The sequence below is a fragment of the Sphaerotilus sp. genome (assembly GCF_034519685.1).
GTDB lineage: Bacteria > Pseudomonadota > Gammaproteobacteria > Burkholderiales > Burkholderiaceae_C > Sphaerotilus.
The window spans coordinates 237,147-257,752 of the sequence record NZ_JAXHOF010000003.1; the positions used below are offsets into that span (position 1 = coordinate 237,147).

The window sequence follows — 20,606 nt, forward strand, 5'->3', positions numbered from 1 at the left end:
CTCATGGCCGAACCCTCCGTTCTGTTCGATACCCTGCCTACGGCCAGCGGTCACCGCTTCGGGCGCGCCACGCTCAACGCGCCGGCCAGCCTGAACGCGTTGTCGCTGCCCATGGTGGACCTGCTGACCCCGCAACTGCAGGCCTGGGCGCAAGAAGCGTCCATCGCCGGCGTGTTACTCGATGCCGCTGGTGACAAGGCCTTCTGTGCCGGTGGCGACGTGGTCGGCCTGTGCCAGGCCATCCGCGCCCTGCCGCCGGGCCAGGTGCCGCCCGAGGCCACTGCCTTTTTCGAGCGAGAGTACCGGCTCGACCACTCCATCCACACCTACCCCAAGCCCATCGTGTGCTGGGGCCACGGCTTCGTCATGGGCGGCGGCATCGGGCTCATGGCCGGCGCCTCACACCGGGTGGTCACGCAGCGCTCGCGCCTGGCCATGCCCGAAATCAGCATCGGCCTCTACCCCGACGTGGGCGGCAGCTGGCTGCTCTCGCGGATGCCTGGAAAAACTGGTGCCTTCCTGGCCCTGACCGGCGCGCACCTGAATGCCGCAGATGCATTGTTCGCTGGGCTGGCCGACTTTCTGTGCCCGCACGAGGCGCACGCCGACTTGTTAGCCAGCATCGCGGCGGCGTCCTGGCGCGGCGAACAGGCCAGCGACGCAGCGCAACTGAGCCACCTGCTCGAACGCTTGGGCGCAGCCAGCGAGCCGCCCGCCTCAGTGCTGCGCACCCACTTCGACCGCATCAACGCCACCATCGGCCACGACGGGCTGGACGGTATTGCGCCACGCCTGGACGCGCTGGCGCAGGACGCCGACCCCTGGCTGGCTCAGGCCGGCGCCTCATTCGCCAAAGGCTCGCCCACCTCGGCCGTGCTGGGGATGGAACTGCAGCGCCGGGCCAGGCACCTGTCGCTGGCCGACACCTTCCGGCTCGAACTGCAGGCCTCGGTCGGTTGCTGCGCCCACCCCGACTTCGCCGAAGGCGTTCGCGCCCTGCTGGTCGACAAGGACAAGACCCCCCGCTGGACGCCCGCTACCCTGTCCGAGGTCACGCCCGCCTGGATCGAGGACCACCTGCGCCCGAGGTTTGAAGGCCCGCATCCGCTGGCCAACCTGAGCTGACCGACAACTTCACACCGCATTTTGGAGACAGTTATGACCACACTTCCCCGCATCGCCTTCATCGGCCTAGGCAACATGGGCGGCCCCATGGCCGTCAACCTGCACAAGGCTGGCTACACCGTCTGTGCCTTCGATCTGAGTACCGACGCGCTGGAGAAGGCCCGCGATCATGGGCTGGAAACAGCAACCTCAGCCATGGCCGCGATCGACGGGGCACAAGTGGTGGTCTCCATGCTGCCGGCCAGCCAGCATGTGGAAGCGCTTTACCTGGGTGAAATGGGTGTCATGTCCCAACTGGCACCGGAGGCACTGGTCATAGACTGCAGCACCATCGCCCCCGCCTCAGCCCAGAAAGTGGCGGCGGCCGCGCAGGCCTGTGGTCTCTCGATGATCGATGCGCCGGTTTCCGGCGGTGTGGCTGGAGCAACGGCTGGCACGCTGACCTTCATCGTGGGCGGTGACGCACCCGCGCTGGAGCGCGCCCGCCCCGTGCTGCAGGCCATGGGCAAGAACATCTTCCACATGGGCGCGGCTGGCGCCGGCCAGGTGGCCAAGCTGTGCAACAACATGGCGCTGGGCGTGATCATGGCCGTGACCGGCGAAGCCATCGCCCTGGGGGTAGCGCACGGGCTGGCCCCCCAGGCCCTGTCGCAGATGATGGCCGTGAGCACCAGCCGCAGCTGGGCCACCGAGGTCTGCAACCCCTGGCCCGGCGTCCTGGAGAACGCACCGGCCTCTCGCGGTTACAGCGGTGGCTTCGGCAACGACCTGATGCTCAAGGACCTGGGCCTGGCCGTGGAAGCCGCGATGGGCGTGGGCGCCACAATCCCGCTGGGCGAAGTGGCCCGCAACCTCTACGCCATGAACAAACAGGCCGGCCGCGGTGGGCTGGACTTTTCCAGCGTGGTCAAGCTGCTGAGCGACAAGGCATGACCGCTGCCTGATCGACGGCTCGTGGGGCGATAGCCGACATGGCGGAGTACTGAGGGGTGAGTTGGCGGTACTGACCCTGGAACTAAACAACCACCAGCTAAAGCTGGTGGGTTTTCACTACGGACTGAAAGTCCGGATACGCGTCGCCTAAACGACGCGTCCTAGTCGGGCTCCAGCTTGAACTTCTCATCGGGGTTAGGTTCGAAATGGTGCTCCAGGTAATTCTCGATCATCTCTTCTGTCATCTGCCCAACCGTCGCACAAAAATACCCTCGCGCCCAGAAATGCCGCCCCCAGTACCGCTTCTTTATCTGCGGATACTCCTCGAACAGCTTTGCTGCCGTTCGCCCCTTGATTCGCCTCATGATTTCGCTCGGCGCCATACTCGGTGGACAGCTCACCAGAATATGCACATGATCCTTGCTCACCACGCCTTTCACGATCCGAATCTCAAAGGCGTCACAGGTCTCGCGCACCAACTCCCGGACTCGTTCCGCCACCTCTCCCCGCAAAACCTTGTACCTGTATTTTGTCACCCACACAAAATGGTACTCAATCTGAAAAACCGTATGACTGCCATATCGATAGTCCATCTCTGGCCTCCTTCACAGGGCAGTCAATTATCGCAGCTAAAGCTGACCGGCTAAAGCCGGTGGTTTTAACCTTGTGATCGACAATAAAGCAAGGGCTGCACCGCAGCGACTTCAGGCTCGCCCAGCGCTTTCACTTCCCCCACCACGATCAGGTGATCGCCTGCGACATGCTCGGCGTGAATCGCGCAATCGAGCCAGTGCAGGCTATCGGCGATGACCGGGTTTCCCAGAGGTGAAGCCCGCCAATCGACGGCACTCCATTTGTCCGCGCCTTGCTGCGCAAACCGGCTGGACACATCCGCTTGGTCGGCGGACAGGATGTTGACCGCGAAGCGGCCGGCCTGGCGAATGCGGGGGTAACTGAATGAACTGGCCTTGACGCTGAAAGACACCAGCGGCGGGTGCATCGAGACGCTGTAAAACGCCGAGCAGGTGAAGCCGATCGGCTCGCCGTCCAAGTGCGATGTGATCACCGTGATGCCGGAGGCGAAGTGCCCGAGCGCTTGGCGAAAGCGCCCCGGCTCGATGGCGGTGCGATCACGCGCGTTCATCCGGCGGCCAGTTCCCGGCGGACAATGTCGGCGCCGGCGCTCAGGGCCTGCAGCTTGGCTTTGGCAAGGGCGCGCGACAAGGGCGCCATGCCGCAGTTGGTGCAGGGGTAGAGCTTGTCGGCATCGACGAACTGGAGTGCCTTGCGCAAGGTGGCGGCCACTTCCTCGGGCGTCTCCACGGTCTCACTGGCCACGTCGATGGCACCGACCATGACCTTCTTGCCGCGCAGCAATCCGATCAACTCCATCGGCACGTGCGAGTTGTGGCACTCCAGCGAGACGATGTCGATGCTGGAGGCTTGCAGCCTGGGGAAAACCCGTTCGTACTGCCGCCATTCGGCGCCCAGGGTTTTCTTCCAGTCGGTGTTGGCCTTGATGCCATAGCCATAGCAGATGTGCACGGCGGTGTCACACTGGAGCCCTTCAATGGCCCGCTCCAGCGTGGCGATGCCCCAGTCGTTGACCTCGTCGAAGAATACGTTGAAGGCGGGCTCGTCGAACTGGATGATGTCCACGCCCGCGGCCTCCAGCTCCCGGGCCTCCTGGTTGAGGATCTTGGCGAATTCCCAGGCCAGCTTTTCGCGACTCTTGTAGTGCGCGTCGAACAGCGTGTCGATCATCGTCATGGGGCCAGGCAGGGCCCACTTGATCGGCTGGCGGGTCTGCTGGCGCAGGAACTTGGCGTCCTCGACGAAGACGGGCTTCTGGCGCGAGACGGGGCCCACCACGGTGGGCACACTGGCGTCGTAGCGGTTGCGGATTCGCACGGTCTCGCGCCTGGCGAAATCGACGCCGTCGAGGTGCTCGATGAAGGTGGTGACGAAGTGCTGGCGTGTTTGTTCACCGTCGCTGACGATGTCGATGCCGGCGTGCTGCTGTTCTTGCAGCGACAGGCACAAAGCATCGCGCTTGCCATCGGCCAGCTCGGCATCCTGTAGCTTCCAGGGCGACCAGAGTTTCTCGGGCTCGGCCAGCCACGAAGGCTTGGGCAAGCTGCCGGCGGTGGAAGTGGGCAGAAATTTGTTCATGTTGGGTTGCGTGTGGCGTGTTGGGGTTGCATGTCAATGGGCGTGGTCGGCCAACCAGCGCTGAAGCACGGTCTGGTAGGGCTTGATGAAATGCTCTTCGGCGAACTTGCCTTGCTCGACGGCCAGCCGACCGCGCTCTTCGCGGTCGTACACGATGTGCGTCACCGAATGGTCCTGGTTCTTCAGGCTCGGTCGGTAGCAGGCCCCTGCACTGGCGTTGGTGTTGTAGATCTCGGGCCGGTAAATGCGCTGGAAGGTCTCCATCGTGCTGATGGTGCCGATGAGTTCAAGGTTGGTGTAGTCGTTGAGCAGATCGCCAAAGAAGTAAAAGGCCAACGGCGCATTGCTGTGGGGCGGCATGAAGTAACGCACCTGCATGCCCATCTTCTTGAAATAGACCTCGGTCAGCGAAGACTCATCGGGCAGGTATTCAAAGCCCAGCACCGGGTGCTGGTTTCCCGTGCGCTGGTAGGTCTTGTTCTCCGACACGCTCAGGCAGATGACCGGCGGCTTGCTGAAATGCTGCCGGTACGCAGCCGACTTGACGAAATGCTGGAACAGCGTGCCGTGCAGGTCGCCAAAGCGCTCGGGTACGCTGAACCCCACCTGATGCTGGTTGTGCTGCTGCAGCAGCACGCTGAAGTCATAGTCCCGAACGTAGGAAGAAAAGTTGTTTCCCACCAGGCCATCGATGCGCTGGCCGGTCTGGTGATCGACGATGGCCGTTTTCAGGATTTCAATCGCCGGGAATGGCGTTTGGCTGTGATCGCCGGCCATGCGCATCTCGGCGGTCACGATGTCGATCTGCACCGAGTAGCGGTCGGCCTTGGGGTTGTCCCAGTGCGCCAGGGCGTTGAAGCGCTGATCGATCATGCGCAAGGCATTGCGCAGGTTCTCCTGGCGCTTGTGTCCCCGGGCCAAGTTGGCAAAGTTGGTGGTGACGCGCGTGTTGTCCGATGGGTGGTAGTTCTCATCGAAACGGATGCATTTGACGGTGAATTCAAATGGCTGGCTCATGGTAGTTCCTTCGGTCATGCGGTCGTCGCCTCGGCACGCAGCTTCCTGGCGGCCGATACCATGCGCTCCAGCGACGGCGTTACCTCGGCCCACTGGCGGGTTTTCAGGCCGCAGTCGGGGTTGACCCACAGGCGTTGGGCGGGGATGCGTTCGGCCGCCAGCTTCATCAGCCTGACCATGTACGCCTCGCTCGGGATGTTGGGCGAGTGGATGTCGTACACGCCCGGGCCGATCTGATTGGGGTACTGGAAGTTCTTGAACGCGTCCAGCAGTTCCATGTCGGAGCGGCTGGTCTCGATGGTGATCACGTCGGCATCCATGTCGGCAATCGACGCGATGATGTCGTTGAACTCCGAGTAGCACATGTGGGTGTGGATCTGGGTCTCGTCGCGCACGCCGTTGGCGCAGATGCGGAAACTCTCCACCGCCCAGTCCAGGTACTCTTTCCACTGCGACTTGCGCAGCGGCAGCCCTTCGCGCAATGCGGCTTCGTCAATCTGGATGATCTTGACCCCGGTCCGCTCCAGGTCCAGCACCTCATGCCGGATGGCCAGGGCCAGCTGCTGGCAACTGAACGCGCGCGGCTGGTCGTCGCGCACGAAGGACCAGTTCAGGATGGTCACCGGGCCCGTCAGCATGCCCTTCATCGGCTTGTCGGTCAGCGACTGTGCGTAGGTGATCCACTCCACCGTCATGGCCTTGGGACGGCTGATGTCGCCGAACAGGATGGGTGGCTTCACGCAGCGCGAGCCGTAGCTCTGCACCCAGCCGAACTGGCTGAAGGCGTAGCCGTCGAGTTGTTCGCCGAAGTACTCCACCATGTCGTTGCGCTCGGCCTCGCCATGGACCAGCACATCCAGGCCCAGGGCTTCCTGCTCGCGCACGCTGCGTTCGATTTCGGCGCGCATGGCGGTCTGGTAGCGCGCATCGTCCAGACGGCCCGCCTTGTATTCGCTGCGGACATGGCGGATTTCGGCGGTCTGCGGAAAGGAGCCAATGGTGGTCGTGGGGAACAGCGGCAGCTTGAGCAGGGCGGCCTGCTTGGCGGCGCGCACCCCGTAGGCGCTTTCTCGATGGCCCAGCTGCGGCTCGATCCGGGCGACGGCAGCCCGTACCTGCGGATTGTTCACCCGGGGTGACTGGCGACGCGCCGTCAGCGCCGCCCGGTTGGCATCGAGCTCGGCCTGCACGGCGCTACGCCCCTGACGCAGCGCGGTCGCCAGCACCTGCAGCTCATCGAGCTTCTGCAGCGCAAAGGCCAGCCAGGATCGGATGTCGGGATCCAGCCTGGTTTCCTGATCCAGGTCGACCGGCACATGCAGCAGCGAGCAGGAAGGGGCGATCCACAGCTGATCGCCCAGACGCTCGGCGATGGGTGTAAGCCAGTCCAGCACGGCGTTCAGATCGGTCTTCCAGATGTTGCGACCGTTGATCACCCCCAGCGAGAGCACTTTGGTGCCCGTCAGCAGGTTGATCACGCGAAGCACGCCGTCCCGGTCGTTGACCGCGTCGATGTGCAGGCCCGCCACCGGCAGGTTGGCCGCCAGGTAGGCGTTCTCATCGAGCGGCCCGAAGTAGGTCGCCAGCAGAAGCTTGACCCGACAGGCCTTGAGCGCGTGGTAGGCCAGGTTGAAGGCGTGGCGCCAGTCTTCATCCAGTTCGGTCACCAGAATGGGCTCGTCGATCTGCACCCACTCCACACCTTGCGCGGCCAGGGTATCCAGCAAGGCCGCGTAGGCAGGCAGCAAGCGTTCCAGCAAGGCGAGCTTGTTCGATTCGTCCTTGGCCTTGCCGATGGCCAGATAGGTCACCGGGCCAACGATGACCGGCTTGGCCTTCACGCCCTGGGCGCGTGCCTCGGCCAGTTGTTCCAGCAGACGCGAGGCATCGAGCTGGAACTGCGTGTCGGCCGTGAACTCGGGGACGATGTAGTGGTAGTTGGTGTCGAACCACTTGGTCATCTCGCCAGCGGCCACACCGCCACAGCAGTCACTGTGGTCTTCGGTGCCGGCCGCCGAGCGGCCTCGCGCCACACGGAAGGTGTTGTCGAGCACATCGCCGTGAAAGCCCTGTACGCGTTCGGGCAGGTTGCCCAGCGTGAAGCTCATGTCCAGCACCTGGTCGTAGAAGCTGAAGTCGCCGACCGGCACCAGGTCCAGGGCAGACTGGTTCTGCCAGTGGCGTTGACGCAGTTGGGCGCCCACCGCCTTGAGTTCATCGCGCGTGCTCTGGCCCTTCCAGTACGACTCCAGCGCGAACTTCAGTTCGCGGCGAGCGCCGATGCGCGGAAAGCCCAGGTTGTGTGTGGTGACCATGATCGAAACCTCTTGTATGTGTCAGAAAGTCTGGCATGGTAGAGATGGAAAACCGTGAAGTAAAATGGTAATTGTTCAGATATCCATGAATTCCGTTCATAGTCAAATGCTCGAACGCATCCACATGTCCATCGTCCAGGAGGTCGAGAAGCAAGGCTCGCTGACGGCGGCGGCCGAGGTTCTGCACGTCACGCAGTCGGCGCTGAGCCACAGCATGAAGAAGCTGGAACAGCAGCTGGGCACCGATGTCTGGCTGCGCGAAGGCCGCAGCCTGCGCCTGACGCAGGCGGGCCAGTACCTGCTCGCGGTGGCCAACCGTGTGCTGCCCCAGCTGGATCTGGCCGAGGAGCGCCTGCAACAGTTCGCGCGCGGCGAGCGCGGGACGCTGCGCATCGGCATGGAATGCCATCCCTGCTACCAGTGGCTGCTCAAGATCGTCTCGCCCTACCTGGCTGCCTGGCCCGACGTGGACGTGGACGTGAAGCAGAAATTCCAGTTCGGTGGGATCGGCGCGCTGTTCGGCTACGAGATCGATCTGCTGGTCACGCCCGATCCGCTGCCCAAGCCAGGACTGCACTTCGAACCGGTGTTCGACTACGAACAGGTGCTGCTGGTGGGCGCCGATCACCCGCTGGCGCAGCAGGCTTTCGTCAAGCCCGCGCAGTTGGCAAGGGAGACGCTGATCACCTACCCGGTGAGCATCGAGCGGCTGGACATCTACACCCAGTTCCTGATGCCCGCGGCCGTCACACCCCGGCGCCACAAAGTCATCGAAACCACCGACATCATGGTGCAGATGGTGGCCAGCGGACGGGGCGTGGCTGCCCTGCCCCGCTGGCTGGCCGAGGAGTACGCTCAAAAAACCGGCGTGGCCGCCGTGCGCTTGGGCAGCAAGGGCATCGCCAAACAGATTTTTCTGGGTGCGCGCGAAGCCGATCTGGACATCGACTATCTGCGGGCGTTCATTGCGATGGCGGCCGAGTCCAGTGGCGACTGAGCATCGCGTCGTGGCCAGTCGGCGCCACCTCCCGTTCGCTCGCGCTCAGGCCATCGCCGCCGCGCCCTGCAGCGTGCGGCGCAGGGCGTCGTAACCGCCCACGTAGGCCTGCGCGCCGTCGCGTTCGATGAAGGTCTGCGGCAGGCTGCGCACTGGCTGGCCGACCTTGGCCTGTAGGTCTTCTACGCTGATGTCCTGACCCACGGTCAGATACTGGAAGCTGATGGACTGCATCTGGCACAGCAGCTTGCTCTTGTTGCATTCGACGCAGTTCTCTTTGCCGTAGATGATGACTTGCATGGACAGGGTTTCTTTCAGAGGGGATGGGGTGGAGTGGAAAGGGGTGGCGTCAGAAATCGACGTCGAACACCTGGTTTTCGTCGGTACGGGGCTTTGTTGCACAACTCCGCCGAGGCCGAGTTTCCCCTGACCCCAGACGGAGTTACGCCACAGCCTGCGTCACCGGGGTGCCCAGGTGGGTGAAGCGGTTGAGCACCGCAGCCCGCACCTGCAACTCCACCACCTGGCGCTCGAAGGTGCGTGCCATCACCCGCTCGCCCAGCAGCTTGAAGCAGCGCATCTTCGTCTCCACCAGCGAGCGCCGGTGGTAGCCGCTCCACTTCTTCCAGATCCCCCGCCCCAACCGATTCGTCGCTCTCAGGATCTCGTTGCGCGCTGCCGCCCCCGGCCGCTTGGCCTTCCACGGCTGGGCGTTCTTGCGCGTCGGTATCACCGCCTCGGCTCCCCGCTCGGCGATCGCGTCGTGGCAGTCCTGCGTGTCATACGCCCCATCCCCGCTCACCGACAGCACCACCTCCTCGTCCGGAATCTGCCCGAGCAGCTCCGGCAGCATCGGCGCGTCCCCCACGCTGTTGTCCGTCACCTCGATCGCCCGGATCTCCAGCGTCTGGGCGTCGATCCCCAGGTGAACCTTGCGCCACTGCCTGCGGTACTCCGCCCCGTGCTTCTTGGTCTTCCACTCGCCCTCGCCCAGCATCTTGATCCCCGTGGAATCCACCAGCAGGTGCAGCCCGCCCCGGCTCGGCCGCGCCGTGATCTCCACCGTCAGCCGCTTCTCGCGCCGGCTCATCGTGCTGTAGTCCGGTGCCTGCCAGTCCAGCCCCGACAGCCCCAGCACGCTCTGCACGAACCCCTGCGTCTGGCGCAGCGCCAGTCCGAACAGCACCTTCATCGTCAGGCAGCACTGCACCGCCGCGTCGCTGTACGTCGCCGGTCGCCCCGGCTTGCCGCTGACCGGCGCAGCCTGCCACGCCATGTCCCGGTCCAGCCACATCGTCAGCGAGCCCCGCGCCCTCAGCGCCTTCGTGTACGGCGCCCAGTTCTTCGTCACGTACTTCTGGTTTGCTGGCTTGCTCATCCTGTCAGCCTACCTCACCGCTCGACCATCGGCCGGCGGGGTGGGTTGTGCAACAAAGCCCAAACGCTTCTATGTCAGCGCATGCTGCGCTCGCAGGAACGTTTTCTCGACCCGCTGACCCCCAAGGAACGCAAGGAGCTGATGAGGCTCATGAAGGTTCGGGGCGACGCGAACGCCGAGCTCAGCAACACCCCAACCAAGGATTGAGGGACATGCTCCCCCACTCAGCGTCTCGCGGCTGAACGCCAACGCGAGAGCTCACTCCGATCCATACGGCGAGAACCGGCTGCGGTTCTCATCGACATCCAGCGGCTTGCCGATGAACGGGAACGCCCGCTGCGGGCAGCGCTCGCGTTCACACACCTTGCACCCCATGCCAATGGGTGTGGCCAGGTCGGGATCGCTCAGATCCAGTCCCTTGGCATAGACCAGGCGCGGCGCGTGCCGGATGTCGCAACCCAGACCGATGGAAAAAGTTTTGCGCGGTGAGCCGTAGCCGTGACGGCCGCGCGAGACCGAACGGGCGATCCACAAATACGTGCGGCCATCGGGCATGCGGGCGAGCTGCGGCAGGATGCGGTCTGGCTGGCCGAAGGCCTCGTACACGTTCCACAGTGGGCAGGTGCCGCCCGTGCGGCTGAAGTGGAAGTGGGTGGCAGATTGCCGTTTGGAGATGTTGCCTGCGCGATCCACCCGCACGAAAAAGAATGGCACACCGGGTGCACCCAGCCGCTGCAGGGTACTCAGGCGGTGGCACACGGTCTCGAAACCGACGCCGAAACGCTGGCCGAGCAGGTCGATGTCGTAATGCAACGATTCGGCCGCTTGCAGAAACTCGCCATAAGGCAGCACCAGCGCACCCGCAAAATAGTTCGCCAGGCCGATGCGCGCCAGACGTTGTGCGGCGGCGTCGGTGTCGAACGGTGGCACGGCGATAAGCCCGTCGATGGCGTCACCGGATTCGATCAGCGCCAGTTGCGTGCCCAACTGAAATGCCTGCTGGCCGGGCTCAAGCACCTCGGACAGGTATAGGGTCTTGCGGCCCACGTCGTAGCGGCGCTTGAGTTCCTGCACGTCGTCGGAATGCACCACACGCACGCCGTGCTGGCGCTTGAGCCGCTGCACCAGCCAGCCAACCAGGTGCGCCCCTCGCCCCCCGGCCTCGGTTGCCAGTGCTTCGGCCGCCCGGTCCAGTCCGTCAAAGTGGTTCTGGTGCGCAAAGAAGAAGTCCCGCACCAGTTCGAACGGCATGGCGCGGGGAACGACCATTTCCGAGCGGTCATCGCCCACCTGCAAGGCCATGGTCTCGACGCGCTCGGCGATTTCCAGGTTCTTCTGATGCAGTCTGACCAGTGCCCGGGCCACGGCCGGCATCTGCACGGCCAGCTCCCGCAATTCCGGCAGTGTCACCGGCTCCGGCGCATCCATCAGCGCCTCCTGCAGCGCCGCCACCAGACGGGCCTCCTGGTCCTCGGAAAACTCCTGCACATCGACGCCCAGCGTGCGGCTGATCTTGAGCAGCACTGCCACCGTCAGTGGACGCTGATTCTGCTCCAGCTGATTCAAGTAACTGGGCGAGAGACCCAGTGCTTGGGCCATGGCGATTTGCGACATACCGCGTTCGGCGCGCAGCCGCCGAAGCCGTACCCCCATGAAAGTCTTGCGTGTCATTCAGGTCACTCCAAAAACTTCGCAATCTTTGCAAAAACAGTCAAAACGTTCGCATTCATTGGCAATTTTAGTCCTTTACAGCAGCCTAGCACGAAGCGAAGATTGCAAATATTTAACCATCAAACAAAGGCATCGAATGAAGTGGACACAGCACCTGAACGCCGACCCGGTGCACCAAGACCTCGCTGCGAGCGCGCCCCAGGGCGCCGATGCAGCCCGCCTTGACCAGCTCACCCTGACCGAGCTGGTACTGCCCGAGCAGTCCAACCACTACGGCACTCTGTTCGGACCAAATGGTCTGGCTTTGCTGGGCAAGGCCGCCTATTTGGTGGCGACCCGGTACACGCGCCAGGCCGTGGTCATGGCTGGCGCAACGCGCATCGAGTTCCTGCGCCCGGTGCCCGTGGGCGCCATCCTCAAGATCCATGCGGAGATCGTGCGGATTGGCAGGACCTCGATGACCGCGCGCATCAGCGCGAACTTCGACGCAGCCCCCGGCACCCGGGCAGAAGGCGTGCTGCGCGGCGATTTCGAGATGGTCACGGTCGATGAACACGGCCGCCCTGTGGCCGTCAGCGCACCGTATCTGAACCCCGAGCAACTGACCGAACAGGCCATGGCCGCAGCGCGCGGCTGATTCCCCACATCCTCCACACATCCCTTTTCACAGGACCTACCATGAGCGAGACAAGCGCGCCCTTCAAACCCAAGAAATCGGTAGCCCTGTCGGGCGTCACCGCCGGCAACACCGCGCTGTGCACGGTCGGCCGCAGCGGCAACGACCTGCATTACCGCGGCTACGACATCCTGGACATTGCCGAGGTCTGCGAATTCGAAGAGATTGCCCACCTGCTGGTGCACGGCAAGTTGCCCACACGCGCCGAGCTGCGCGCCTACAAGGTGAAGCTGAAGGCGATGCGCGGCCTGCCGGCCAGTGTGAAGGAGGCGCTGGAGAAGCTGCCGGCGGGCGCGCACCCGATGGATGTGATGCGCACCGGTGTCTCGGCATTGGGCTGCGTGCTGCCCGAGAAGGACGATCACAAACTGCCCGGCGCGCGCGACATCGCCGACCGCCTGATGGCCAGCCTGGGCTCCATGCTGCTGTACTGGTACCACTGGAGCACACAGGGCAAGCGCATCAACGTGGAGACCGACGACGACTCCATCGGCGGCCACTTCCTGCACCTGCTGCATGGTGAAAAGCCCAGCGCCAGTTGGGTGCGCGCCATGCACACCTCGCTCAACCTCTACGCCGAGCACGAGTTCAACGCCAGCACGTTCACCGCCCGCGTCATCGCGGGCACGGGCAGCGACATGTACTCGTCAGTCGCCGGCGCGATCGGCGCGCTGCGCGGCCCCAAACACGGGGGCGCCAACGAGGTGGCCTTCGAGATTCAGAAGCGCTATGACAGTCCCGACGAGGCCGAGGCAGACATCCGTCGCCGCGTGGACGCCAAGGAGGTCGTTATCGGTTTCGGTCACCCGGTCTATACCGTCAGCGACCCGCGCAACGTGGTGATCAAGGGTGTGGCTAAGAAACTCTCCGACGAGGCGGGCTCGACGAAGATGTATGACATCGCCGAGCGGCTGGAATCGGTCATGTGGGAAGTCAAGAAGATGTTCCCCAACCTCGACTGGTTCAGTGCTGTGAGTTACCACATGATGGGCGTGCCCACCGCCATGTTCACGCCCCTGTTCGTGATCGCCCGCACCAGCGGCTGGGCGGCCCATGTGATCGAGCAGCGCATCGACAACAAGATCATCCGCCCCAGCGCCCACTACACGGGGCCGGAAGACCAGAAGTTCGTGCCCATCGAAGAGCGTCAGTGAAACTTGAGCCCGGCAGCGCGTCTGCGGCCGGCACGCCCGCCCACGAACAAGACCCCCCATGAATCCCCGACATCGAAAGAACCTGCCCGGCACCGCGCTGGATTACCACGACGCGCGCGAAGCCGTCAACGCCCTGCAACCCAGTGCCTGGGACAGCCTGCCCTACACCGCCCGCGTGCATGCCGAAAACCTGGTGCGGCGCGCCGACCCCGCCCATCTGGACGACTACCTGCGTCAGCTCATCGAACGCAAGCGCGAGATTGACTTTCCATGGTTCCCGGTGCGTGTGGTATGCCACGACATCCTGGGCCAGACCGCCCTGGTGGACCTGGCCGGCCTGCGCGACGCCATCGCCAAAGAAGGCGGTGACCCAGCGGCGGTGAACCCGGTGGTCCCGGTACAGCTCATCGTGGACCACTCCCTGGCCGTGGAGTGCGGGGGCGACGACCCCCATGCCTTCATCAAGAACCGCGAGATCGAGGACCGCCGCAACGAGGATCGCTTCCACTTCATCGAGTGGACAAAGAAGGCCTTCGACAACGTGGACGTGATCCCGGCGGGCAACGGCATCATGCACCAGATTAATCTGGAGAAGATGTCGCCGGTGGTCTACGTCCAGGATGGCGTGGCCTTTCCCGACACCTGTGTCGGCACCGACAGCCACACGCCGCACGTCGATGCGCTGGGCGTCATCGCCGTGGGCGTGGGCGGACTGGAGGCCGAGAACGTGATGCTGGGCCGTGCCAGCTGGATGCGCCTGCCCGACATCGTGGGAGTCGAGCTGACCGGCCGCCGCCAGAGCGGCATCACCGCCACCGACATTGCCCTCGCATTGACCGAGTTCCTGCGCAAGGAAAAGGTGGTCGGCGCCTACGTGGAGTTCTTCGGCGCGGGGGCGGACAGCCTGACCATCGGCGACCGCTCCACCATTTCCAACATGTGCCCCGAGTACGGCGCCACCGCCGCGCTGTTCTACATCGACCAGCAAACCATCGACTACCTGCGCCTGACCGACCGCACGCCGGAACAGTTGAAGCTGGTGGAAACCTACGCGAAGCAGGTCGGGCTGTGGAGCAGCGCCCTCAAGGACGTGCAGTACGAGCGCGTGCTGCACTTTGACCTCTCCACCGTCGTGCGCAACATGGCGGGACCCTCCAACCCGCACCGCCGCCTGCCGGTGACGGCGCTGGCCGAGCGCGGCATTGCCGACGCCGCCAAGCTGACCGCCGGCCGCGCCGACGAAGCGCAGGGGCTGATGCCCGATGGCGCCGTCATCATCGCCGCCATCACCAGTTGCACCAACACCAGCAATCCGCGCAATGTCATCGCGGCCGCCCTGCTGGCCCGCAACGCCAACCGGCTGGGCCTGACCCGCAAGCCCTGGGTCAAATCTTCGCTCGCGCCCGGCTCCAAGGCTGTCGAGCTGTACCTGAAAGAGGCCGGCCTGCTGGGCGATCTGGAAAAGCTGGGCTTCGGCATCGTCGCCTTTGCCTGCACCACCTGCAACGGCATGAGCGGCGCGCTCGACCCTGCCGTCCAGCAGGAAATCATCGAACGCGACCTTTACGCCACCGCCGTGCTCTCAGGCAACCGCAACTTCGACGGCCGCATCCATCCGTACGCCAAGCAGGCCTTCCTGGCCAGCCCACCGCTGGTGGTGGCCTACGCCATCGCGGGAACGGTGCGGTTCGACATCGAGCAGGACGGGCTGGCTGTGGTAGACGGCCGGGAGATTCGCCTCAAGGACCTTTGGCCCAGCGATGAGGAAATCGACGCCGTGGTACAGGCCGCCGTCAAGCCCGAGCAGTACCGTGCGGTCTATGGGCCGATGTTCGCCATCCGCGCAGATGACGGCGAGAAGGCCAGCCCGCAGTACGACTGGCGCCCCCAGTCCACCTACATCCGCCGCCCGCCCTATTGGGACGCCGAGGGCGTGGGCGCACTGGCGGCCTACCCGCGCACGCTCAAGGCCATGCGCCCGCTGGCCCTGCTGCCCGACAACATCACCACCGACCACCTCTCGCCCTCTAACGCGATCCTGGCCGACAGCGCGGCGGGTGAATACCTGGCCAAGATGGGCCTGCCGAAGGAAGACTTCAACTCATACGCCACGCACCGCGGCGACCACCTCACCGCCATGCGCGCCACCTTCGCCAACCCGCAGTTGGTCAACGAAATGGCTTTGGTGGATGGGCAGGTGAAGAAGGGCTCGCTGGCCCGCATCGAACCCGATGGTCAGGTCGTGCGCATGTGGGAGGCCATCGAAACCTATCTCCAGCGCCGCCAGCCGCTGATCGTCATCGCGGGTGCCGACTATGGCCAAGGCTCCAGCCGCGACTGGGCCGCCAAGGGCGTGCGCCTGGCCGGAGTCGAGACCGTGGTAGCCGAGGGCTTTGAACGCATCCACCGCACCAACCTGATCGGCATGGGCGTGCTGCCGCTGGAGTTCAAACCCGGCGTGAACCGCCTGACGCTGCGGCTGGACGGCAGCGAAACCTACGACGTCGAAGGCCCGCTCACGCCGCGCGCTGACCTCACACTGCTGATCCACCGCCGAAACGGCTCGATGGATCGGATCACCGTGACCTGCCGCCTGGACACGGCCGAGGAAGTCTCGGTGTACGAAGCCGGTGGCGTGCTGCAGCGTTTTGCGCAAGACTTCCTGACCTCGACCCGTTCCCCAGAAACGGAAGCACACGCATGAGCACCCGCACGAGTTCAGTTCCGCAGATCAGGATTCCGGCCACCTATATGCGCGGTGGCACCAGCAAGGGCGTGTTCTTCCGCCTGCAAGACCTGCCCGAGCGCTGCCAGGTTCCTGGCACCGCACGCGACCGCCTGTTCCAGCGCGTCATCGGCAGCCCCGACCCCTACGGCGCGCAGATCGACGGCATGGGTGGCGCCACCTCCAGCACCAGCAAGTGCGTGATCCTTAGCAAAAGCACGCGACCCGGTCACGACGTGGACTACCTCTACGGCCAGGTCGCCATCGACAAGGACTTCGTGGACTGGTCAGGCAACTGCGGTAACTTGTCCACGGCGGCCGGCGCCTTTGCCATCCATGCGGACCTGGTCGAACCGGCGCGCATCCCGCAGAGCGGCGTGTGCGTGGTGCGCATCTGGCAGGCCAACATCGGCAAGACCATCATCGCCCACGTGCCGGTCTCGGGCGGGCAGGTGCAGGAGACGGGCGACTTCGAACTCGATGGCGTGACCTTCCCGGCCGCCGAGATTGTGCTGGAGTTCATGGACCCGTCCGACGATGGCGATGAAGGCGGTGCCATATTCCCGACCGGAAATCTGGTGGACGAACTCGTCGTACCCGGCGTCGGGACCTTCAAGGCCACGATGATCAGCGCCGGCATTCCCACCGTGTTCGTCAACGCCGCCGACATCGGCTACCAGGGCACCGAGCTGCGCGAGGACATCAACGGCGACCCGGCGCAGCTGGCGCGCTTCGAGCAGATCCGCGTCGCGGGCGCGCTGCGCATGGGGCTGATCAAAACGCCCGAAGAAGCCGCCACGCGCCAGCACACGCCCAAGATCGCCTTCGTCTCCCGGCCCAAGGGCTACGTCTCGTCGTCGGGCAAGACCATCACCGCCAATGAGGTAGACCTGCTGGTGCGCGCCCTGTCCATGGGCAAATTGCATCACGCCATGATGGGCACGGCCGCGGTGGCCATCGGCACGGCTGCGGCCATTCCCGGCACGCTGGTCAACCAAGCCGCCGGTGGCGGCGAACGCCAGAGCGTGCACTTCGGCCATCCCTCCGGCACGCTGCGCGTGGGGGCCGAGGCCCAGCAGGTGGACGGCCAATGGCAAGTCGCCAAGGTTGTCATGAGCCGCAGCGTCCGCATCCTGATGGAAGGCTGGGTCCGCGTACCCGGCGACAGTTTCTGAAAGCACATCATCTGATCATGTCTACCCGCCAACAACTCAAAGCCCTGGCCGAAGCGCGCCGTGGCGTCATCGTTCCCGGTGCGTTCAACGCGCTATCCGCAAAGGTCATCGAAGACCTGGGCTTCGAGGCCATCTACGTCACCGGCGCTGGAGTGACCAACATGTGGTTCGGCATGCCCGATCAGGGTTTCATGGGTCTGGCCGAGATCGCCGACCACACGGCCCGCATCCGAGATGCCGTGTCCCTGCCACTCATCGTGGACGCCGACACCGGCTTCGGCAACGCGCTGAACGTGCGCCACACCGTGCGCACGCTGGAACGCGCCGGTGCCGACTGCATCCAGTTCGAGGATCAGGTCGCCCCCAAACGATGTGGGCATTTCTCCGGCAAGGAAGTCATCTCCACAGAAGAAGCCGTCAGCAAGATCAAGGCCGCTGTCGATGCACGGCATGACCCACATCTGATGATCATGGCCCGCACCGACGCGGCCGCCACCCACGGCTTTGAAGCTGCGGTGGAACGCGCACAGCGCTTTGCCGAGGCCGGCGCAGACATCCTGTTCGTCGAGGCCGTGACCCTGGCCGACGAGGTGCGCGCCCTGCCCCGGCGCCTGGCCAAACCTCAGTTGATGAACATGGTCATTGGCGGCAAAACGCCCATCTTCAATGCCACCGAACTCGGCGAGATCGGCTTTGGCATCGTGCTCTACGCCAACGCAGCACTGCAGGGTGCCGTGGCCGGTATGCAGAAGGCGCTGACCGTGCTGCGCGACGCCAGGGAGATGCGCGAAGACAGCGGCCTGGTCACCCCATTTTCCGAACGCCAGCGACTGGTGGGCAAACCCGAGTGGGACAAGCTGGAGCAGCAATACAGCTGAATACGTAGCCGATGACCGCAGCTCCGCTTCAATCCCAGGCGCTTTGCGAACAGCTTGCCGAACGCATTCGCGGGCAGATTTACCGTCGAGAAATGCTGCCAGGAGAAGCTGTCGACGAGGCAGCATTGGTTACGCACTACGGTGTCAGCCGAACACCTGTTCGAGAGGCGCTGCGCATCCTGCAGAATGAGGGCTTGCTCACGGCTCGGATTCGAAGAGGGATGTTCGTATCCACTCTCAGCCCGGAAGAGCACGAAGAGGCGCGGGAACTCAGTAGACTACTTCGTGGGTTTGTCGGAGCGCGCTGCGGACACGCCACGCCTCCCGAAGGCTCACTTTCCCACGCGGCTTTGTTGCACAACTCCGCCGAAGCCGAGTTTCCCCTGACCCCAGACGGAGTTACGCCATAGCCTGCGTCACCGGGGTGCCCAGGTGGGTGAAGCGGTTGAGCACCGCGGCCCTCACCTGCAGCTCCACCACCTGGCGCTCGAAGGTGCGTGCCATCACCCGCTCGCCCAGCAGCTTGAAGCAGCGCATCTTCGTCTCCACCAGCGAGCGCCGGTGATAGCCGCTCCACTTCTTCCAGATCCCCCGGCCCAGCCGGTTCGTCGCCCGCAGTATCTCGTTGCGCGCTGCCGCTCCCGGCCGCTTGGCCTTCCACGGCTGGGCGTTCTTGCGCGTCGGTATGACCGCCTCGGCTCCCCGCTCGGCGATCGCGTCGTGGCAGTCCTGCGTGTCATACGCCCCATCCCCGCTCACCGACAGCACCACCTCCTCGTCCGGAATCTGCCCGAGCGGCTCCGGCAGCATCGGCGCGTCCCCCACGCTGTTGTCCGTCACCTCGATCGCCCGGATCTCCAGCGTCTGGGCGTCGATCCCCAGGTGAACCTTGCGCCACTGCCTGCGGTACTCCGCCCCGTGCTTCTTGGTCTTCCACTCGCCCTCGCCCAGCATCTTGATCCCCGTGGAATCCACCAGCAGGTGCAGCCCGCCCCGGCTCGGCCGCGCCGTGATCTCCACCGTCAGCCGCTTCTCGCGCCGGCTCATCGTGCTGTAGTCCGGTGCCTGCCAGTCCAGCCCCGACAGCCCCAGCACGCTCTGCACGAACCCCTGCGTCTGGCGCAGCGCCAGTCCGAACAGCACCTTCATCGTCAGGCAGCACTGCACCGCCGCGTCGCTGTACGTCGCCGGTCGCCCCGGCTTGCCGCTGGCCGGCGCAGCCTGCCACGCCATGTCCCGGTCCAGCCACATCGTCAGCGAGCCCCGCGCCCTCAGCGCCTTCGTGTACGGCGCCCAGTTCTTCGTCACGTACTTCTGCTTGGTCGGCTTGCTCATCCTGTCAGCCTACCTCACCGCTCGACCATCGGCCGGCGGGGTGGGTTGTGCAACAAAGCCCCGCCAGCGCCATGCCCAGCGCACTCAGCCACAGCCACGGCGACAGCGCCACCAGCAGCGTCATCGCCGACACCACCAGCGAGCCCACCCGCACGATCAGGTCGCGGCTGTAGCGTTCGCGCAGGCTCGGGATCACCATCACCGCCACCATCGCCCCCAGTCCCATGCACGACATCAGCAGCGTGAAGCTGCCCGCCCCGCCGCCGAGCTGGCGCGCCACCAGCGGCATCAGCGCGGTCAGCGCCGTGCTCAGGAAAAAGAACACGAACACGCGCAGCAGCACCGAGCGCATGCGCGGGTTCTGCGCGACGTGCTGCACGCCGACGCGCATCGCGCCGACAAAACGCTCACCGGGCAAGGCGCTGACCCGCGGCTCGCTCTTCCAGCGCAGGATCTGCGCGAACGCCAGCAGCGACAGCACAGCGTTCAGCACGAACACCGCCGCGCTGCCCGCCGCCGCCAGCAGCGCGCCCGCCAGCACCGGGCCGATCACCCGCGACAGGTTCATCGCCATCGCCTGCAGCGCCAGCGCGCCGGACAGCTTCTCGGTCGGCACGATGTCCGGCACGATCGCGGCGAACACCGGCCAGCGCGCCGCCAGCCCGACACCGTTGGCAAACGTCAGCGCCAGCAGCAGCGGCGCACTCAAGCCCCCGCCCAGCGACAGCAGCGCCAGCACCGTCGCCACCGACGCCACCCACAGCTGCGTGGACGCGAACCAGCGCCGCCGGTCCACGATGTCCGCCAGCGCCCCGCTCGGCAGCCCGAGCAGGAACACCGGCAGCGTGGACGCCGTCGAGACCAGCGCCACCATGACGGCGCTGGAGGTGAGCTGCGTCATCAGCCACGCAGCCGCCACGTCGTTCATCCACATCGTCAGGTTGGCCGCCAGCCAGGCCAGCCACAGCATGCGGAACACGGGCAGGCGCAGCGGCTGCAGCACGGCGGGCAGGCGGTCGGGGTCGAAGACCATCGGCAAGGCTCCAGAAAGCGCC

The 20,606-nt window shown here is 65.0% G+C and carries 19 protein-coding genes and 1 pseudogene; 10 read left to right on the forward strand and 10 right to left on the reverse strand.

Going from position 1 to position 20,606, the window contains the following annotated elements:
• Positions 1–3: 3 nt before the first annotated feature.
• Positions 4–1,125, forward strand: a complete 1,122-nt coding sequence (locus tag U5O44_RS04670) for an enoyl-CoA hydratase/isomerase family protein (RefSeq protein ID WP_322587303.1) — start codon at positions 4–6, stop codon at positions 1,123–1,125.
• 33 nt (positions 1,126–1,158) lie between these two features.
• On the forward strand, positions 1,159–2,058 hold the full coding sequence (mmsB, locus tag U5O44_RS04675; protein WP_322587304.1) for a 3-hydroxyisobutyrate dehydrogenase: 900 nt from the start codon (positions 1,159–1,161) through the stop codon (positions 2,056–2,058).
• A 161-nt stretch (positions 2,059–2,219) separates the two neighbouring features.
• On the opposite strand, the gene tnpA is transcribed toward mmsB, so the two are convergent.
• From tnpA to metE, 5 genes are all read right to left on the reverse strand, one after another.
• Positions 2,220–2,651, reverse strand: coding sequence for an IS200/IS605 family transposase (tnpA, locus tag U5O44_RS04680; RefSeq protein WP_322587305.1), 432 nt, complete (start codon positions 2,649–2,651; stop codon positions 2,220–2,222).
• 65 nt (positions 2,652–2,716) lie between these two features.
• Positions 2,717–3,202, reverse strand: coding sequence for a flavin reductase family protein (locus U5O44_RS04685; RefSeq protein ID WP_322587306.1), 486 nt, complete (start codon positions 3,200–3,202; stop codon positions 2,717–2,719).
• Entirely contained in the window at positions 3,199–4,230 is a 1,032-nt protein-coding gene (locus U5O44_RS04690) for a methionine synthase (protein WP_322587307.1), read from the reverse strand. The genes U5O44_RS04685 and U5O44_RS04690 overlap by 4 nt, the downstream gene beginning before the upstream one ends.
• Positions 4,231–4,263: 33 nt before the next feature.
• Positions 4,264–5,247, reverse strand: coding sequence for a DUF1852 domain-containing protein (locus U5O44_RS04695; RefSeq protein WP_322587308.1), 984 nt, complete (start codon positions 5,245–5,247; stop codon positions 4,264–4,266).
• Positions 5,248–5,261: 14 nt separating this feature from the next.
• Positions 5,262–7,562 carry a 5-methyltetrahydropteroyltriglutamate--homocysteine S-methyltransferase gene (metE, locus tag U5O44_RS04700; RefSeq protein ID WP_322587309.1) on the reverse strand — a complete coding sequence of 767 codons (2,301 nt, stop codon included), beginning with the start codon at positions 7,560–7,562 and terminating at the stop codon, positions 5,262–5,264.
• A 106-nt stretch (positions 7,563–7,668) separates the two neighbouring features.
• Between metE and U5O44_RS04705 the strand changes: the two genes are divergently transcribed.
• Positions 7,669–8,559 carry a LysR family transcriptional regulator gene (locus tag U5O44_RS04705; RefSeq protein ID WP_322587310.1) on the forward strand — a complete coding sequence of 297 codons (891 nt, stop codon included), beginning with the start codon at positions 7,669–7,671 and terminating at the stop codon, positions 8,557–8,559.
• A gap of 45 nt (positions 8,560–8,604) precedes the next feature.
• On the opposite strand, the gene U5O44_RS04710 is transcribed toward U5O44_RS04705, so the two are convergent.
• Both U5O44_RS04710 and U5O44_RS04715 read right to left on the reverse strand, forming a co-directional pair.
• Positions 8,605–8,859 carry a glutaredoxin domain-containing protein gene (locus tag U5O44_RS04710; RefSeq protein ID WP_322587311.1) on the reverse strand — a complete coding sequence of 85 codons (255 nt, stop codon included), beginning with the start codon at positions 8,857–8,859 and terminating at the stop codon, positions 8,605–8,607.
• Between the two features lie 142 nt (positions 8,860–9,001).
• Positions 9,002–9,937 carry an IS5 family transposase gene (locus U5O44_RS04715; protein ID WP_322587312.1) on the reverse strand — a complete coding sequence of 312 codons (936 nt, stop codon included), beginning with the start codon at positions 9,935–9,937 and terminating at the stop codon, positions 9,002–9,004.
• Between the two features lie 81 nt (positions 9,938–10,018).
• Here U5O44_RS04715 and U5O44_RS04720 point away from each other — a divergent pair, with 81 nt between their 5' ends.
• Entirely contained in the window at positions 10,019–10,144 is a 126-nt protein-coding gene (locus tag U5O44_RS04720; RefSeq protein ID WP_322587313.1) for a hypothetical protein, read from the forward strand.
• 51 nt (positions 10,145–10,195) lie between these two features.
• On the opposite strand, the gene U5O44_RS04725 is transcribed toward U5O44_RS04720, so the two are convergent.
• Entirely contained in the window at positions 10,196–11,608 is a 1,413-nt protein-coding gene (locus U5O44_RS04725) for a short-chain fatty acyl-CoA regulator family protein (RefSeq protein WP_322587314.1), read from the reverse strand.
• Between U5O44_RS04725 and U5O44_RS04730 the strand changes: the two genes are divergently transcribed.
• Genes U5O44_RS04730 through U5O44_RS23015 form a run of 6 tightly spaced genes read left to right on the forward strand, consistent with a single transcriptional unit; the run spans position 11,589 to position 18,626 of the window.
• A complete protein-coding gene (locus U5O44_RS04730) occupies positions 11,589–12,245 on the forward strand; it encodes an acyl-CoA thioesterase (protein ID WP_322587315.1) in 657 nt (218 codons plus the stop codon). The two genes, U5O44_RS04725 and U5O44_RS04730, sit on opposite strands and share 20 nt — an antisense overlap.
• Positions 12,246–12,286: 41 nt before the next feature.
• The gene (gene prpC, locus U5O44_RS04735; protein ID WP_322587316.1) at positions 12,287–13,438 is read left to right on the forward strand and encodes a bifunctional 2-methylcitrate synthase/citrate synthase; all 1,152 of its coding nucleotides are present in this window, start codon (positions 12,287–12,289) and stop codon (positions 13,436–13,438) included.
• A gap of 58 nt (positions 13,439–13,496) precedes the next feature.
• Positions 13,497–16,142 (forward strand): Fe/S-dependent 2-methylisocitrate dehydratase AcnD, encoded by a 2,646-nt coding sequence (gene acnD, locus U5O44_RS04740; RefSeq protein ID WP_322587317.1) that lies wholly within the window; start codon positions 13,497–13,499, stop codon positions 16,140–16,142.
• On the forward strand, positions 16,139–17,338 hold the full coding sequence (prpF, locus tag U5O44_RS04745; protein WP_322587318.1) for a 2-methylaconitate cis-trans isomerase PrpF: 1,200 nt from the start codon (positions 16,139–16,141) through the stop codon (positions 17,336–17,338). The genes acnD and prpF overlap by 4 nt, the downstream gene beginning before the upstream one ends.
• Positions 17,339–17,355: 17 nt before the next feature.
• Positions 17,356–18,216 carry an isocitrate lyase/PEP mutase family protein gene (locus U5O44_RS04750; RefSeq protein WP_322588464.1) on the forward strand — a complete coding sequence of 287 codons (861 nt, stop codon included), beginning with the start codon at positions 17,356–17,358 and terminating at the stop codon, positions 18,214–18,216.
• A gap of 11 nt (positions 18,217–18,227) precedes the next feature.
• Positions 18,228–18,626 (forward strand): GntR family transcriptional regulator, encoded by a 399-nt coding sequence (locus tag U5O44_RS23015; RefSeq protein ID WP_416222126.1) that lies wholly within the window; start codon positions 18,228–18,230, stop codon positions 18,624–18,626.
• On the opposite strand, the gene U5O44_RS04755 is transcribed toward U5O44_RS23015, so the two are convergent.
• Both U5O44_RS04755 and U5O44_RS04760 read right to left on the reverse strand, forming a co-directional pair.
• Positions 18,616–19,551 (reverse strand): IS5 family transposase, encoded by a 936-nt coding sequence (locus U5O44_RS04755; protein WP_322587319.1) that lies wholly within the window; start codon positions 19,549–19,551, stop codon positions 18,616–18,618. The genes U5O44_RS23015 and U5O44_RS04755 overlap by 11 nt on opposite strands.
• Before the next feature lie 55 nt (positions 19,552–19,606).
• Positions 19,607–20,584: pseudogene (locus tag U5O44_RS04760) on the reverse strand (MFS transporter); the annotation flags it as partial.
• Between the last annotated feature and the right edge of the window lie 22 nt (positions 20,585–20,606).